General features: G+C 47.7%; 13 protein-coding genes. 7 read left to right on the top strand and 6 right to left on the bottom strand.

Annotation, left to right across the window (positions count from 1 at the left end; all coding sequences use genetic code 11):
* Window positions 1-246 precede the first annotated feature (246 nt).
* Both ACYVD4_RS16390 and ACYVD4_RS16385 read left to right on the top strand, forming a co-directional pair.
* The gene (locus tag ACYVD4_RS16390) at window positions 247-1,122 is read left to right on the top strand and encodes an oxidoreductase (RefSeq protein WP_460947535.1); all 876 of its coding nucleotides are present in this window, start codon (window positions 247-249) and stop codon (window positions 1,120-1,122) included.
* 66 nt (window positions 1,123-1,188) lie between these two features.
* Window positions 1,189-2,106, top strand: a complete 918-nt coding sequence (locus tag ACYVD4_RS16385; protein WP_460947533.1) for an AraC family transcriptional regulator — start codon at window positions 1,189-1,191, stop codon at window positions 2,104-2,106.
* An 81-nt stretch (window positions 2,107-2,187) separates the two neighbouring features.
* Here the strand turns inward: ACYVD4_RS16385 and ACYVD4_RS16380 are convergent, their stop codons facing one another.
* Window positions 2,188-2,583, bottom strand: coding sequence for a DUF4870 domain-containing protein (locus tag ACYVD4_RS16380; RefSeq protein WP_460947531.1), 396 nt, complete (start codon window positions 2,581-2,583; stop codon window positions 2,188-2,190).
* A 75-nt stretch (window positions 2,584-2,658) separates the two neighbouring features.
* Between ACYVD4_RS16380 and ACYVD4_RS16375 the strand changes: the two genes are divergently transcribed.
* A complete protein-coding gene (locus ACYVD4_RS16375; RefSeq protein WP_460947529.1) occupies window positions 2,659-3,225 on the top strand; it encodes a Crp/Fnr family transcriptional regulator in 567 nt (188 codons plus the stop codon).
* A gap of 69 nt (window positions 3,226-3,294) precedes the next feature.
* Window positions 3,295-4,014 (top strand): sterol desaturase family protein, encoded by a 720-nt coding sequence (locus ACYVD4_RS16370; protein WP_460947527.1) that lies wholly within the window; start codon window positions 3,295-3,297, stop codon window positions 4,012-4,014.
* A 90-nt stretch (window positions 4,015-4,104) separates the two neighbouring features.
* On the opposite strand, the gene ACYVD4_RS16365 is transcribed toward ACYVD4_RS16370, so the two are convergent.
* The 5 genes from ACYVD4_RS16365 to ACYVD4_RS16345 all read right to left on the bottom strand — a co-directional run bounded on the left by ACYVD4_RS16365 (window position 4,105) and on the right by ACYVD4_RS16345 (window position 11,747).
* Window positions 4,105-4,515, bottom strand: coding sequence for a putative toxin-antitoxin system toxin component, PIN family (locus tag ACYVD4_RS16365; protein ID WP_460947525.1), 411 nt, complete (start codon window positions 4,513-4,515; stop codon window positions 4,105-4,107).
* The gene (locus ACYVD4_RS16360) at window positions 4,512-4,736 is read right to left on the bottom strand and encodes a hypothetical protein (RefSeq protein ID WP_460947523.1); all 225 of its coding nucleotides are present in this window, start codon (window positions 4,734-4,736) and stop codon (window positions 4,512-4,514) included. The genes ACYVD4_RS16365 and ACYVD4_RS16360 overlap by 4 nt, the downstream gene beginning before the upstream one ends.
* Before the next feature lie 21 nt (window positions 4,737-4,757).
* Window positions 4,758-8,207, bottom strand: coding sequence for a pyruvate carboxylase (locus tag ACYVD4_RS16355; protein WP_460947521.1), 3,450 nt, complete (start codon window positions 8,205-8,207; stop codon window positions 4,758-4,760).
* A gap of 155 nt (window positions 8,208-8,362) precedes the next feature.
* Window positions 8,363-10,858: a TonB-dependent receptor gene (locus ACYVD4_RS16350; protein WP_460947519.1), complete on the bottom strand. Its 2,496-nt coding sequence runs from the start codon at window positions 10,856-10,858 to the stop codon at window positions 8,363-8,365.
* A 91-nt stretch (window positions 10,859-10,949) separates the two neighbouring features.
* A complete protein-coding gene (locus ACYVD4_RS16345; RefSeq protein WP_460947517.1) occupies window positions 10,950-11,747 on the bottom strand; it encodes a hypothetical protein in 798 nt (265 codons plus the stop codon).
* A gap of 349 nt (window positions 11,748-12,096) precedes the next feature.
* Here ACYVD4_RS16345 and ACYVD4_RS16340 point away from each other — a divergent pair, with 349 nt between their 5' ends.
* The 3 genes from ACYVD4_RS16340 to ACYVD4_RS16330 all read left to right on the top strand — a co-directional run bounded on the left by ACYVD4_RS16340 (window position 12,097) and on the right by ACYVD4_RS16330 (window position 15,308).
* On the top strand, window positions 12,097-12,849 hold the full coding sequence (locus ACYVD4_RS16340; RefSeq protein WP_460947515.1) for a hypothetical protein: 753 nt from the start codon (window positions 12,097-12,099) through the stop codon (window positions 12,847-12,849).
* 99 nt (window positions 12,850-12,948) lie between these two features.
* Complete coding sequence (locus ACYVD4_RS16335; RefSeq protein ID WP_460947513.1) at window positions 12,949-13,557, top strand: hypothetical protein; 609 nt, start codon at window positions 12,949-12,951, stop codon at window positions 13,555-13,557.
* A gap of 95 nt (window positions 13,558-13,652) precedes the next feature.
* Window positions 13,653-15,308 carry a glycerol-3-phosphate dehydrogenase/oxidase gene (locus ACYVD4_RS16330; protein WP_460947511.1) on the top strand — a complete coding sequence of 552 codons (1,656 nt, stop codon included), beginning with the start codon at window positions 13,653-13,655 and terminating at the stop codon, window positions 15,306-15,308.
* Window positions 15,309-15,327: the final 19 nt, after the last annotated feature.

Below are 15,327 nucleotides of genomic sequence, written 5' to 3'. Positions count from 1 at the left end.
AAACGAAGTGCATGGCTAATTTTTGTTAAATTTAATCAGTAGGCTGTCAATCTAAGGATGGCCTGCGTAACATCAGTTATTTATATGTTTCAAGCTGAAATACTGTCCAATTTTCTGGTAGCTTCTTAAAATCCGATTCGCTTCGCAAATCTTTGACATTCATAATTCGTGCTTTGTTATTGATACAATTTCAGCCCCGGCTCGTGCTCAATTTTGTCTCATCAAACAACAAAAAAAGAGCACGAGATGAAAACGCAAAAAACATGGTTCATAACCGGGGCATCGAGAGGATTCGGATTAGAAATTACCAAAGCTGTACTCGCGTCGGGCGATAATGTAGTGGCAACAGTGCGTAGCAAAGCCGCAGAGTTCAGCGCTCAGTTCGACAATAACCCTAACCTGTTCGTAGTATCAATGGACGTAACGAACGAACAGCAGGTTACGGAAGCGGTTCAACAAGCTATTGATCACTTCACTCAGATTGACGTACTGGTCAATAATGCTGGTTATGGGCTGCTGTCGGGTATCGAAGAGGCAACTAACGAAGAGGTGAAGCAAAATTATGAAGTCAACGTGTTTGGTACGCTGAACGTAATCCGGGCCGCACTTCCATTTATGCGCAAACGTAAAGCTGGTCACATTATCAACGTATCGTCGGTGGGTGGGCTTAGTGCTTATGCTGGATGGGGACTGTATGGTTCCACAAAATTCGCGATTGAAGGCATTACCGAAGCACTGGCTATGGAGGTCGCTCCATTGGGCATTCACGCTACGGTGGTTGCTCCCGGATTTTTTCGGACTAATTTTCTGGATGAATCGTCGCTGTTCAGCAGTAAACAGATCATTCCCGACTATGCCGAAACGGTTGGTGCCATGCGTGACTTCGCGGCCAAAGCCAATCGCCAGCAACCGGGCGATCCGATGAAGCTCGCCCAAGCGTTTGTTACGTTGGCGAACTCCGAAAATCCGCCCGTACATTTGCCACTCGGAAACGATACACTCGACCGGTACCGTAGCAAAACGGTGGCTTTTGAAAAAGATATCGACGAATGGTTCGAGGTAATTACCGGCACCGATCACGATGATGTAAGTGCCAACACGCAGTTGCAGGGAGCGAAATGACAATCCAGTTAAGGGCTTGACTTACTGATGGTAGGCTTACTAGATTTGTATAAACGCCCTTCCGACATGCTCAAGACGACTTTAGACAGCAAAGTGATTGATACGTTGCGCGATCTGCCCGACATGATTCCCGTTTTTCGTGAATTCTATGAAGACTGGAAAATCCGGGTCTTTAACCGCGAACAGCATGAGTGTCGGAATTACCTGTCTCCCAATCGGCGGGAATTCTATAAAATTTTACTCATCACCAAAGGATCTGGGGTTTTTACAATGGGCCTGAACACCTATTATATCGACGAACCCACGCTGCTGTTTATCCATCCCAACGATATTATTTCCTGGAAAAATTTATCGGAGGAGTCCGGCGGCTATTACGTCCTGTTCAAAAAGTCCTTCATCAATCACCATGCACAACTAAAAGCGATAATTGATCAGTTCGCGCTGTTTTCCGAAAAAAGCAAAAGCGTACTCCGTCTGCACGACAATGAAGTGTCGCGAATCAGTCAGTATTTCGAAAAAATGCAGGAAGAAGAGCTGAGCAACAGCGATTTAAAAGAATACGCCATGCAGGCTTTTTTGCAGTTGCTGATGGTCGAAAGTATGAAGGTTGCCCGCTACCCTAAACCCGATCAGGTCACCGCCGATTTCTCGCACATTCATCACTTTTTCGATCTGCTGGAGCGAGAAATTTCGGGTATAAATTATAGTGCGCCCATTCGGATCAAAACAGCCAAAGAGTTTGCGGGTAGTCTGCACATGCACCCAAACTACCTGAACCAGCTTCTGAAGAAACACACCGGCCAAAATGCCAGCACGCACATTCGGAACCGTATTCTGGACGAAGCTAAAGCGTTGCTGCTACAAACCGACTGGAGTTTACAGGATATCAGCTACAGCATTGGTTTTGCCGAACAGCCCAGTTTTAACGTATTCTTTAAAAAAAATACCGGCTATACACCGGCAGAATTTAGAAAGAGTGTTTAACATGATTCTGATACGTAGTAAAACGCCCTCCGTTACGTAATGAAGGGCGTTTTTAGTGATCCTATGCTACGTAGCTGATAGTTATTTAATGAACCGTATCGAGAGCGGGTAGCGGTAATATTCACCGTTGTTGGCTTTGATGCCAGCGATGATGGTAAATACGGCCCAGACAATTCCAACAATAAAAAGCAGAACGAAACCGACCAGAACGAACATCAGCAGGAGCGATATGGCCGTTGCCAGCGCCATTGTGATCTGAAAGTTTACAGACTCCTTTCCGTGATAATCGATGTAGGCCGACTTGTCTTTATAAATTTGCCAGACAACGACAGGAGCCACAACGGTACCGATCAAAAAAAATGAACCCGGCAAAGCAATCAAGTGGGCCAGCATAGCCCACATGCGTTCGTCAGATTCGCTTAATTGTACGGGTGGCGTTGGAGAATAAGGGGGCGGGGGAGGTGGTTGATTTTCCATACAGCAGCTAGGTTTACGTGAGTAATTTGGTATAAAAAACTGTGTAACACAAGGTTAGTCGGTAAGAAATTGATCATGGAAACGCTATTTCGGTTGATTCAAACGCTCCAGCCGCTTTCCGATGAATTGAAAGGTGCGTTGACCAGAATGCTACGTGGCGATACGTTCCCTCGTAAGCAATGGTTACTCCAGCCGGGTCAGATTTCGGATCGACTCTATTTCGTTGAAAAAGGGTTGATGCGGGGTTACTACCTTAAAGATGGCCGAGAGGTAACTTCCTGGTTCATGCGGGAAGGTGATTTTCTGTTTTCTATCGTCAGCTTTTACGCACGGCAACCGGCGCAGGAATATATTGAACTGCTGGAAGAGAGTATAGTTTGGTCGATAAAGTATGAGCAGCTTCAACAGCTTTACCGCGATTTCCCCGAATTTAACGTAGTGGGCCGTTTATTAACCGAGAAATACTACGTTATGAGTGAGCTGCGCACGCAGAATTTACGGATGCAGACGGCTCCTGAGCGATACCAGCAGCTTATGCGTGATTTTCCGGATATATTTGGCCGTGTGCCCCTTAAATATATTGCCTCGCATCTGGGCATTTCGCCCGAAACGCTAAGCCGATTACGGAGTCAGCGAAATTGATATTCGTCAATGTTTTGGTCAACGTAGCGCTGTTCCTTTGGGTAATTATTTACCTAAAAACGCTACGTTATGCTACCTGTTATCTTCGCCGTTTTCGCCTTTTGCTTTATTCTCGAACGACTGGTTCCCGGTTGGAAATTACCCGCTGTTCCTACCTGGACGATACGTGTATTGGCTATCAATTTTGTACAGCTGATTGTCGTCGTTATGGCTGGCTTTACGTGGGAAAAGTGGTTGATAGATCACTCTGTTTTTCATCTGTCCAGTCACGTGGGCAACGTAGCGGGCGGCATTATTGCCTACATCATCGCTACGTTCATTTTCTACTGGTGGCACCGCTGGCGGCATACCGTCGATTTTTTGTGGACGCATTTTCACCAGATTCACCATAGTCCGCAACGGCTCGAAGTCATTACGTCGTTTTACAAGCATCCGCTCGAAATGGTGGTCAATTCAATTATTGGAAGTTTGCTGGTATACACACTTTTAGGCTTGACTGCCGAAGCGGGAGCCATTTATACCCTTTGTACGGCGCTGGGCGAGTTTTTTTACCATACTAATGTGAAAACACCACAGTGGATTGGCTACATATTTCAACGGCCCGAAATGCATCGGATTCATCATGAATATGAAAAGCATAGCCACAACTACGGCGATATTGTCTGGTGGGATATGTTGTTCGGCACGTATCGAAATCCGAAAGAATTTCGGTCGACCTGTGGTTTTGATAATGAAAAAGAGCAGCGTCTTGGCGACATGCTGCTCTTTCGTGATGTGCATAAAAAGTAAACGCGCCGTGAATTATGCTACGTTTACGACAATTCTACGACCCAATCGTCCTGTTCGACAACGGTGGCTTCTTTGAGGACAATTTTCGCATTAACCATTGATCAGCAGTTGCCGAAATGTTTCCAGATTAATGACCGATATGTTCGGGAAACTGACCGAAGCCAACACGGCATAGTGCTTATCTTCGGTTAAAATAAAATCAGCATTCGCGGCAAACGCGCAGTCAACAAACTTGTCATCGTCTGGATCGTTGGTAATGAGATGCCATTGAAAGAAAATCTCTAGTTGGTGAATGTGGTCCGATTCAGTCAATAACTGATAAACGGGTTCTGCCACAGCCGGGCTGAAATAACGATCAATCAGTTCCACATACTCCGTAAGGATTTCATTAGACAAATACAACTCGAACCGTTTCTCCCGAAGCGCCTGGAAAAGCCAATAGTACTTTGACCGTTCAGATATGGAAACTAACAGACAGTTCGTGTCTAAAACAACTCTCATTCTGGCTTACTTTTCCGTAAATCGGTCTGAAGCCATTCATCCATCAACTCATCTGAATAGCCTTTTTTATCCCATACATCATTCGCTGCTTTCGTTGCTTTTTCTGCAAAATAATCAACAATGCGCTGATTGATTGCAAGCAAATCTTCGTCAGAAACCTGATGGGCATATAGCTTCAGAAGTCTCATCTGTAGATTAGAAAGTGGGGGCGTAGGTGTCATAACGTTTGTTTTTACATAAACTTACGACAATTCTACGACCCAATCGTCCTGTTCGACAACGGTGGCTTCTTTGAGGACAATTTTGCTAACCGTACCCGCTTTGGGTGCGGCTACGATACTTTCCATCTTCATAGCTTCGATGACGAACAACGGCTGATTCTTTTTCACCGTGTCGCCTTCTTTGACCAGAATGCGCGTTAATCGGCCCTGAAGCGGTGCGCCTACGTCGCCGTCTTTACCGACTTTGGCGTTAAGCGCCTTTTCAACCTTCGACGCTTTGTCGCGGACACGTACCTGACGGCTTTGTCCATTCAGTTCGAACGTAATGGTACGCATTCCGAACTCGTCCGGTTCTGATTTGAACAGCAGACGTACCAGAATATTTTTGCCTTCTTCGATATTGATTAGAATCTCTTCGTTCTCTTTCAGACCGTAGAAGAAAGCAGGCGTTGGAATGATGCTGACATTGCCATATTGCTCGTTGGCATTGTAATATTCGTCATACACCTTCGGATACATCTGGTACGACAGGTAATCGACGAAACCATCGCTATGCGGGTATTTTTCCTGAAACGTTTTGAAATCAGCGTCGAAGTCGATGGGTTTCAGATGTTCATTCGGGCGGCCTTTAATCGGTTCTTCACCTTTCAATATGGCCTCCTGCACATCTTTCGGGAAACCACCAACCGGCTGGCCCAGAATACCTTTCATCAGTTCTTTTACCGATTCCGGGAACGAAAGCGACTCGCCCCGGCTCACTACGTCGCTGGCGGTTAGGTTGTTGGCTGTCATGAAAATAGCCATATCGCCCACTACTTTCGATGACGGCGTTACTTTCACGATGTCGCCGAAAAGCTGGTTGGCTACGGAGTAATTCTTTTTCAGGGTTTCAAACTTGTCGCCCAGTCCGGTTGCGATGGCCTGTGGTTTGAGGTTCGAGTATTGACCGCCCGGAATTTCGTTTTCGTACACTTCGGCGCTGCTCGCTTTCATGCCCGACTCAAACGGATAGTAATATTCCCGAACGTCTTCCCAATAATTGGAATACGCATTGAGCGACGGCAGATTCATTTTGCACTCGCGCTCGTGGCCCTGCATCATCGCCACTACCGAATTGAAATTCGGCTGTGAGGTCAGACCCGACAAAGCACCCAGCGCACAATCGACAATGTCGACACCAGAATCAATGGCTTTGAGGTACGTAGCAGCTTGAATACCAGCCGTGTCGTGCGTGTGTAAATGAATCGGAATATTAACCGCCTGTTTCAACTCGCGAACCAGTACTTCGGCAGCCAGTGGTTTCAGCAGTCCTGCCATGTCTTTGATTGCCAGCATATGAGCACCCTCATCTTCAAGCTGGCGAGCCATGTCGAGGTAATATTGCAGCGTGTATTTTTTCTGATCGGGCGAAAGGATGTCGCCTGTGTAGCAGATGGCTGCTTCACAGAGGGCGTCGGTACGTTCACGAACCGCACGCATGCTCACTTTCATGGCTTCGACCCAGTTCAGCGAGTCGAAAATGCGGAATACGTCGATGCCGGTTTCCCAGGATTTCTCAACGAATTTCTCGATCAAATTATCAGGATAAGCTGAGTAACCAACCGCATTTGAACCCCGGAAGAGCATTTGCAGCAGCATGTTCGGCATGGCTTCGCGAAGGGCTTCCAGTCTTTTCCACGGACTTTCGTACAGGAAGCGCATCGATACGTCGAACGTAGCACCACCCCAGACTTCCATTGAAAACAGTTCGGGGTGATTTTTGGCGAAACCTTCAGCCGCCTTCATCAAATCCTGCGTTCTGACGCGGGTTGCCAGCAACGACTGGTGCCCATCTCTGAACGTAGTATCGGTATAAAGTACGCAATTCTGTTCCTTCACCCATTGCACAAACTGCTCACGACCCAGTTGTTTCATTCGGTCGCGGTTGCCGGATGGATACGGGCTATACGTATCGAACGATGGAACAACAGGCGTACGGAACACCTTCGAATCGTCTTTTTTCTTAACTTCTGGATTGCCGTTTACAATAACGTCGGCAAGGTAGTTGAGTACACGGGTCGAACGGTCTTGTGGTTTGCGGAAATCGAATAGTTCAGGGTGCGTTTCGATGAACGATACCCGCGCTTCGCCACGCTGGAAAACCGGATTGCGAATCACATTTTCCAGAAAGCCAATGTTGGTTTTTACACCCCGAATCCGGAACTCGACCAGTGCCCGCATCAGTCGTTGACACGCTCCTTTGAGCGTACGTCCCCGCGCCGATACTTTCACAATCATCGAATCGAAGTAAGGCGAGATTTTCATGCCCGCGTAGCTACTTCCTTCGTCCAGACGAATACCAAAACCAGCGGCATTCCGATAGGCCGTAATGGTGCCAAAATCAGGTTTGAAGCCGTTGGCGGGGTCTTCGGTTGTGATCCGGCACTGAATAGCATAACCGTTCAGCGGAATTTCGTCCTGATGATTGATGTAAATACCATTGTCGGAAAGCTGGTAGCCCATTGCAATCAGAATCTGCGTCCGAACAATATCAATGCCCGTCACTTCTTCCGTAATGGTATGCTCAACCTGAATCCGTGGATTTACCTCGATGAAGAAAATATTCTCGTTTTTATCGACCAGAAACTCGACTGTTCCGGCATTCGAATAGTTAACCGCCCGACCGAGTTGCAGGGCATACTCGTATAATTTATTCTTGGTATCCTGACGTAGCGCAAACGATGGAGCCACCTCTACCACCTTCTGGAACCGACGTTGTACCGAACAATCGCGTTCATAAAGGTGAACGATATTGCCGTGCTGGTCGCCCAATAGCTGAACCTCAATGTGTTTGGGGTCTTCGATGAATTTCTCAAGGAAAATCGTATCGTCGCCGAACGCATTTTTGGCTTCGTTCTTGGCTTCCGTAAACGCTTTCGGAAAATCCTCGGCGTTACGTACTACCCGCATACCACGACCACCACCACCGGCAGCCGCTTTCACCATCACCGGGAAACCGATACGTTCGGCTTCGGTCAGGGCAAATTCGGGTGACATATTTTCTTCGCGCGAATCTGGAATAAGCGGTACGCCAGCCTTGGTTGCAAGGTTTTTAGCCCGAACCTTATCGCCTAGTGCGTCCATGGCTTCGGGCGATGGACCAACGAAAATAATGTTTTCCTCCCGGCACCGACGAGCCAGTTTTACGTTCTCCGACAGAAAGCCGTAGCCCGGATGAATGGCGTCGATTTTGTGCCGTTTAGCTAATAGAATGATGCCTTCAACATCCAGATAAGGTTTCAATGGGTCTTCATCCCGACCGATCTGAAAAGCCTCATCGGCCTTATAGCGGTGGAGCGAATAACGGTCTTCATACGTATAAACGGCAACCGTCGTAATGCCTAACTCAGTGGCAGCCCGCATGATGCGAATGGCAATTTCTCCCCGGTTGGCAACAAGCAGACGTTTAATTGGGCGAATGTAATCTTTCATGGATTTTTAACGAAAGCGGCTTCTGGCTATGAAAGCGTCAAACAACATGGCAAGATGGTTGAAAATCTTTAAAAAGCCTTCCTGCTCCGTAGAATCATGGGAGAAGACAGATTTTTCGGGGAATACTACAGCTTTTTAGTTTCGCTGACAATACGCTACCGAAAATTCAGATAAACCTCCACGCCAACGTAACGGGGGCGGCTCCACGCAATCTGATTGCCCCAGTCGTATTCCCAGCCATGCTGAATGAAAAATTGATTGGTCAGGTTTTTACCCCACAACGCTACGCTCCATTTGCCGTTACGTGGTGCCAATGCTAACCGACCGTTGACAATTGTGGCCGACCGACGAGCGATCACATCCGAGTTCGAAATATCGTTGAACGCCCTCCCGGTATGATTGACGTTGAGCCCCATAAACACACGTAACTGATCTGTAATTGGCAGGGTATATTCGGGAGCAACCGACAACGTAAAATCAGGGGCTTTCAACAAACGGTTTCCGGCGTAATTGACCGTATTACCCGCTTCGTCGGTGCCAAACGGAAAGTCGACGTAGCGAAAATGCAGATATCCCGTTGATACATCGACCCGGAAGTTTTTTAACATACCCGAAAACTCGGTTTCAACACCCCAGCCACGAGTTTTCGGCGCATTGGCTACCGTGACGCGGGTTCCCTGATCCAGTAATTCCTGTTTGTTGCGGTAATCGGTATAGAAAAGTGCTGCGTTGAAACGGGTCCGTTCGCTGAATTTCGATTTGAAGCCTAACTCGTAATTATTAACGAATTCAGGCTTGAAAACCAGACCTGTACCATTCGGGTCGGTCGTAACCGACGTATTGAAACCAGCACCTTTAAATCCACGAACAAAACGCGCATACCCCATCACAAACGGCGTAAACCGATAATCGGCCCCCAGATCGTAAGACAGTACACTATTATCAGCCACCCGTTCGACAGGTCTGGATTCACTGCCTACATTCACCGCATAAATACCGATCAGGTCGAAAGATGTGCCGTTGTAAGATTGGTTCTGAACCTGCTGCCAATAAGAAAGCCGACGCCGTTCTGTGGTATAGCGAAGGCCAGCCGAGAGCCGCAACTGCTTCGTCAGCTCGTAATTCCCTGAAGCAAAAGCAGCCAGACTCTGTGCATGAATCGTGCTGTTGGTGGTGTATCCTTCATTCGTAAAAAACTCGCCATTGGGCACTGGTGCACCGAGAATATTCTCACCAACAGGCAGAAAATCTTTTTGGAGCGAAAACGTATCGACGGCACTAATCTGCTCATTCAGAAAGTACAGACCGCCGATATAGGAAAAGCGTTTATCGCGGGGCGAGTGAATACGTATTTCCTGACTTATATTCTGTAATTTCTGGGTTCGACCCCAAAGCGATACGTCGGCGGCTGCTACGTCGTTGTCACCAAAATACGTATCGACCGATTTGTTGAAGGCAGAAATAGACGTTAACGTATTGTTCCAAAGTTTGAATTCGCCTTTTACTACGCTGCCATATTGTTGCCGATTAAACGTGTTGGGTACGCTCTGGCGGGTATTCAGACCTTCATCAGCGGCTACGCCAACGGGGTCAGCATCAGGTTTGCTGGCATACACAAAGGTATTTTCGGCGTTGCCATCTTTCCCGTAATAAGCACGTAGCGTGATCGTAGCGTTTGGCGTTGGCGTATACAACGCCGAACCCCGGAATCCGTAAAAATCGGTTTTATTGGTAGCTTCAATAGCTGGAATCCGGTCTTTTATGTATCCATCGCGCCGGGTATAAGCGCCCGTCAGACGGATGGCCAGCTTATTTTTGATCACTTCTCGGTTGATTTTACCCCGCGCCTGAAAAAAGTTGTAGTTGCCGTAGTTAAGCTCAATCTGGCCATTGTTGGCAAATTCGGGCTTCTCGGAAACCACATGAATGACACCTCCAACCGTATTCTTTCCGAACAACGTACCCTGCGGACCACGTAGCACATCCACCCGCTCAATATCCATCAGCGTAGAGTTGAATCCGAAGCTGCGGGAGAAATAAGCATCATCGATATACAACGCTACGGTCGATTCAAATCCCACGTTATCGAACACGGTCGAAAGGCCACGAATGGAAAAAGATGGCTGCGAATTGAGCCATGAATCTGAAATCAGGTTCGGTACGTTATTCAGCGATTCGAGCGTATTATAAACGCTACGTTGCTCCAGATCACGATTTGCAATGACCGAAGCGGCCACGGGTACTTTCTGTAAGTATTCGTCAATACGATTGGCACTCACAACAGCGTCGCGCAACTGCATATCGTTACTGGTTAATCGAAAATTGATCGTGATCTGCCGGTTCTCGCCGGGAATAGCGACCTGCGTTACGTCCTGAAAACCAATAAATCGCCCGACTAATTCGACTGATCGGCTAATGGTAAGCTGATACCGGCCCTGCTGGTCGGTAATAGTGCCCCGCGTTGAACCTTTGATGAAAACGGAAGCACCCGCCAAAGGCTCACCGTTCGTTGCCCGAACAACACGTCCTGTTACGCGGGTTGATTGTTGCGCGTTGGCCGAAAAACTGAAAACTGAAAGAAAAAGGATAGTCCAGACAAAATGGACAATATCCTTCCTAAAGCCGGGAAGGCGTAGTAGAGGTTTAATCATGAGGAAGGCTGTAAATTAAAGTACGGTGTATGATGATCGATCAAACCACGGATTCAGTCGTGATGATTGTAGATCGGTCATGGTACGTGGGTTACTTTTCGGAAGTGCCGCTGAGTTTGCCTTCGAGCATATCGAGTAACTTGTTGCGATAAAGGGCAATCTTCTCCCGGTCGTGTTGCTCGTCGAAGGATTTGTTGCTGTAACGGGTTTTCTGTAACAGCTTGGCATCGCCAAATACCACCGCTTTTTGCGGGTCGTAGAGGTGGGGCTTGATTCGGATTTTCAGTTCAAGGATAGTATCCAGCGTTTTATCGAAAACCCACCAAGATTCGGCCTGTCCATTGAAATTTCGGGTAATCTGAATTTCGTCGTCAATCAGATCATCGTCGTACTGGAAACCTGATTCGGGTGCGGACAAACTTCGGATAAATTGTTTACGCACATCGTCGGCCGAAAAGTTATAGATGCGAACAATATGATTGTCGATCAGGATTTTGCGGTCGTACTCCAGTTCCTTAATGCGCGTGTTGGCTGCCTGAAGGTCGGACGTACGTTGATTCAACTGGTTTTGAACCTGTTGATTTTTTGTTTTCAACTGTGCAATCTGGCCATGCAGTGTATCGATAGCCTTTTGCTGACGCGCAATACTGTCGTTTCGAAGCGAAACCAGTTTTTGCAGACCCGTAATCTGATTCTGTAAGCGCTGAATCTCTGCTGTAGCTTGCTGCTGCTGGCTTTTTAGCTGGGTATTTTGGTAAGTGAGCGATTGAATTTTCTTCTCAAGAGCTTTCGTCGGACTGACTGGAGGAGGAGGTGTTGTGGTCTGTGCTTTGAGAGAGAAAATTTGGATAAAAAAGAGAACATTAAACAGTAAACACTTAGGGAGCATATTATTACATTTTTATGGGATAGTAAATATAAATGAACTTATCATCCATATTATGTCTAAGTGTATAAAAAAAGCGTGGCTAGGGAATGAATAATTTATATATAGTTAGCCAGATACTTAAGCGTTTAACTTGCAATCAAGATTTAAAAGCACAAAATAAGTCCTTTACATCGCTTTTGTAAGAAATTTTGCGATTGTGTTTGTGTGATTAAATGATTTATTACCAGCGATTTAGGCTTTTGAAGAAAAGTGCCCTATGGGATAGATGCGTTGTTTTTTAATCATGGCACTGAATTTGTAGAGATATGGCTGAACAAACTACCCCGCCTATATCAGTAACAAATTAGCCATGAAAAAGCTCTTCGTAACCGTACTGGCCGCTGGCATGACTACCGTCGCCTTTTGCCAGAAGACATTTATCTTATCGCATCAGGACAAGAAAGGATTCTTTGCTGTATCGGCAGGAGCCAGCCTGCCCGTTGGCAAATACGCGAGTTGCTCACCTGTTGATGCTCAGGCTTGTATGGCTACGCAAGGTATATCGTTCAACGTATCGGCGGGTTATCGGTTGATTGGCTCGGTTGGGCTGATGGTACGTGGCGAACAACACCGAAATTCGGTAGATACTAAAGCTATGCTCAATTCACTCTACCGCAACGAAACCGATATCTGGACGGCAAAAGCCGACAACTGGACAATTACAAGCGTAATGGCTGGTCCATATATAACGGTTCCGCTGGGCCGGTTTTCGGTCGATGCTCGACTGCTGGCCGGACGAGCACAGGCAACGTTGCCTAATACGTCGATGGCCGGAAACTTCGGTACGATTGAGATGTCGTTGAAAACCACGGGTTCGCAAAGTATGGCTACGGCATTTGGCGGTGGTGCTACGTTACGTTATCGGTTGGGACGTAATACATCGGCGCATATCAACGCCGATTATACCAGGGCCGATTTTCTGTTTCATGGCTTAACCTCAACGGCAACCAATGGTCATCAGAAATCAACCAGCTTGCCCTATAGTAGCACGCGTGTTGTTGACGTAGTGAGTGTTTCGGCGGGCGTTGCGTTGCTATTCGGAAATCGGTACCGTCCGTTCTAGCAACCGTTAAATGAGTTTTGCCTACTATTCATCCATATTGAGTTGCAACCCGTTAGCGAACGTTGTAGTTTAGCAGTCAATCCTTATTTGACTTAAACTATGACACCGCTTCGCCGACAAGCCGTTCTTCGGCGGGTAAAAGATATTACCCTTAGCACAACCCTCAGTCTGGCGCTTCTGAATGGCGCGGCTATTCTTCAGAGTTGTGGAAACAATGATTCTGACGAGAAAGAACGTACCGAAACCCGCTTTGAGAAGGGCGTTCGGACGTATATCACAGAAACAAATCCTGGTACGTTTAAAATCACCGATGAAGTTCCGGCTGACCCTGATAAGGCTGGCGCAATTGTCAGTTATTACGATGGCCACCGCGATACGTTGAGCGTAGAGGCCGCCAAACGACTGGTTCAATCCGACGAATCGACACGCACGTATTTCAACAATCCGGGCGCTTATCATCATCATAGTGGCTTGTCGAGCGTGTTACTTTGGGGCAGCTTAGGCTATATGCTTGGCCGTTCTACAGCTCCACAATATGAAGCCGATGCTCGTCGCTATGGATCGGGTGTATACGCCAATCAAGGCCTTTATGAACGTTCAACGCGGGTAGGCGAAAGCGTTCGCACATCGCGGGTTACGCGCACGGTACGCCCTTCGGGTGGACGTAGCGGTTTCTTTGGTGGACGCAGCCGGAGTTTTTCATCGTAAAGCCAGAAAGACACCTAGTGCGTTAATTTCTGTAATTTATCCAATTACGGAACCCCAACTTATCCTAGTGCCTTAATTATGTTATATTTACGGGCATGAATCGGGAGAAAAACTGGGAGCACTTAAGGCAGGAAACCTTCGACGTTTGCATTATTGGAGCCGGAGCCAGTGGAGCCGGAGCCGCACTGGATGCCGCGCTTCGTGGCTATCGGGTTGCGTTGATCGACCGTAGCGATTTTTCGAACGAAACGTCGTCCCGTTCTACCAAGCTGATTCATGGTGGCGTGCGCTATCTGGAGCAGGCTATCAAAAAACTCGATCTTGCTCAGCTTCGGCAGGTTCGCCACGGACTGGCCGAACGCCGGACGGTGGTACGTAACGCTCCGCATCTGGCGCATCCACTGCCTTTATTGACGCCCGTTTTTAGCTGGTTCGAAGGTTTGTACATGACCGTCGGACTAACGATTTACGGATTGATTGCCGGGCGCGATACGTTCCCCAACGGACAGTGGCTCAACAAACAGGATACGCTGAAACGGTCGCCGAAGTTGACACGCCAGATGCATAGTGCTGTACTTTATTACGATGGCCAACTGAATGATGCCCGTTATGCGTTGGCGTTGGTGCAGTCGGCGAGCGAAGCCGGAGCCGTGGTGGTTAATTATGCTGGGTTAACTGAATTTGGTCTGGAAAATGGCGAAATCAAAGCCGCCAGTGTTCAGAATCAACTGACGGGCGAAACGCTGACGCTACATGCAAAGGTATTCCTGAATTGTACAGGGCCTTATTCCGACGCTGTTCGCCTGTTGGCCAACCCTGCGCTCGATCAACGTATCCGGCCCAGCAAAGGCGTTCACATAGTACTCCCCCGCGAAACACTGAGCAGCGACTGCGCTATCCTGATCCCGAAAACGAGCGATGGACGGGTGGTTTTTGCCATTCCGTTTGGTGATAACGTATTTGTCGGAACAACCGACACCGATTTTTCAGACCTCGAACACGAACCTGTTTTGGAACCTGAGGAAGTCGATTACCTGCTGGAAACGGTACGTCCTTATCTGGATCAAACCCCGAACCGGGCCGATGTACAGGCTGGTTTCGGCGGTATTCGTCCACTGATTGTTAGCAGTCGGGCCGATACCAAAACGTTGCTACGTGACCACGAAGTTGAATACGATCCTAAATCCGGCTTGCTGAGTTTGCTCGGCGGAAAATGGACAACGTACCGGTTGATGGCACAGGATGCGATTGATCGGGTAGGGGAGCAGCTTGGTAAGTCCGTTGCCAGCCGCACCGAAACACATTATCTGGTGGGTGGCGAAAATTATCGTTACGAAGACTGGCAGTTAGTACATAAAGGGTATAATCTTCCTGCCGATACGTGTCAGCATCTGCTACGTACGTACGGAACCCGTGCTGAACGCGTTGCCCAGTTAATAAAATCGCAACCGAAGCTGGCCGAAAAACTGATCGATACACAGCCGGTTATAAAAGCTGAAGTGGTATATCAGGTTCGGGAAGAAATGGCCGTTACGTTACGTGACGTACTGGCCCGGCGCTGGCGGCTCGAACTGTCGGATTGGCAACTAACGGCACAATTGGTTCCGCAAGTAGCTGAACTGATGGCGCCAGAATTAGGCTGGAGCAGTACGTATCGCGACGCACAAATTCAGTCATATCAGAATCTTTTAACTTCTTTTGCCCAAAAAGCAGGTTTAACAGCCAATCGTGTGGCTATACCAACTGCTTAGATTTAAAAATTATCATGGC

This window comes from Spirosoma daeguense, assembly GCF_054776875.1.
Note: the sequence above shows the minus strand (reverse complement) of the source record. Positions and strands in the feature narration are given on the sequence as shown.

Coding starts and splice junctions, on each gene's coding strand:
- ACYVD4_RS16340 (WP_460947515.1), top strand. CDS start 12,097: ATGAAAAAGCTCTTCGTAACCGTACTGGCCGCTGGCATGACTACCGTC.
- ACYVD4_RS16390 (WP_460947535.1), top strand. CDS start 247: ATGAAAACGCAAAAAACATGGTTCATAACCGGGGCATCGAGAGGATTC.
- ACYVD4_RS16335 (WP_460947513.1), top strand. CDS start 12,949: ATGACACCGCTTCGCCGACAAGCCGTTCTTCGGCGGGTAAAAGATATT.
- ACYVD4_RS16385 (WP_460947533.1), top strand. CDS start 1,189: ATGCTCAAGACGACTTTAGACAGCAAAGTGATTGATACGTTGCGCGAT.
- ACYVD4_RS16350 (WP_460947519.1), bottom strand. CDS start 10,858: ATGATTAAACCTCTACTACGCCTTCCCGGCTTTAGGAAGGATATTGTC.
- ACYVD4_RS16380 (WP_460947531.1), bottom strand. CDS start 2,583: ATGGAAAATCAACCACCTCCCCCGCCCCCTTATTCTCCAACGCCACCC.
- ACYVD4_RS16370 (WP_460947527.1), top strand. CDS start 3,295: ATGCTACCTGTTATCTTCGCCGTTTTCGCCTTTTGCTTTATTCTCGAA.
- ACYVD4_RS16365 (WP_460947525.1), bottom strand. CDS start 4,515: ATGAGAGTTGTTTTAGACACGAACTGTCTGTTAGTTTCCATATCTGAA.
- ACYVD4_RS16375 (WP_460947529.1), top strand. CDS start 2,659: ATGGAAACGCTATTTCGGTTGATTCAAACGCTCCAGCCGCTTTCCGAT.
- ACYVD4_RS16360 (WP_460947523.1), bottom strand. CDS start 4,736: ATGACACCTACGCCCCCACTTTCTAATCTACAGATGAGACTTCTGAAG.
- ACYVD4_RS16355 (WP_460947521.1), bottom strand. CDS start 8,207: ATGAAAGATTACATTCGCCCAATTAAACGTCTGCTTGTTGCCAACCGG.
- ACYVD4_RS16345 (WP_460947517.1), bottom strand. CDS start 11,747: ATGCTCCCTAAGTGTTTACTGTTTAATGTTCTCTTTTTTATCCAAATT.
- ACYVD4_RS16330 (WP_460947511.1), top strand. CDS start 13,653: ATGAATCGGGAGAAAAACTGGGAGCACTTAAGGCAGGAAACCTTCGAC.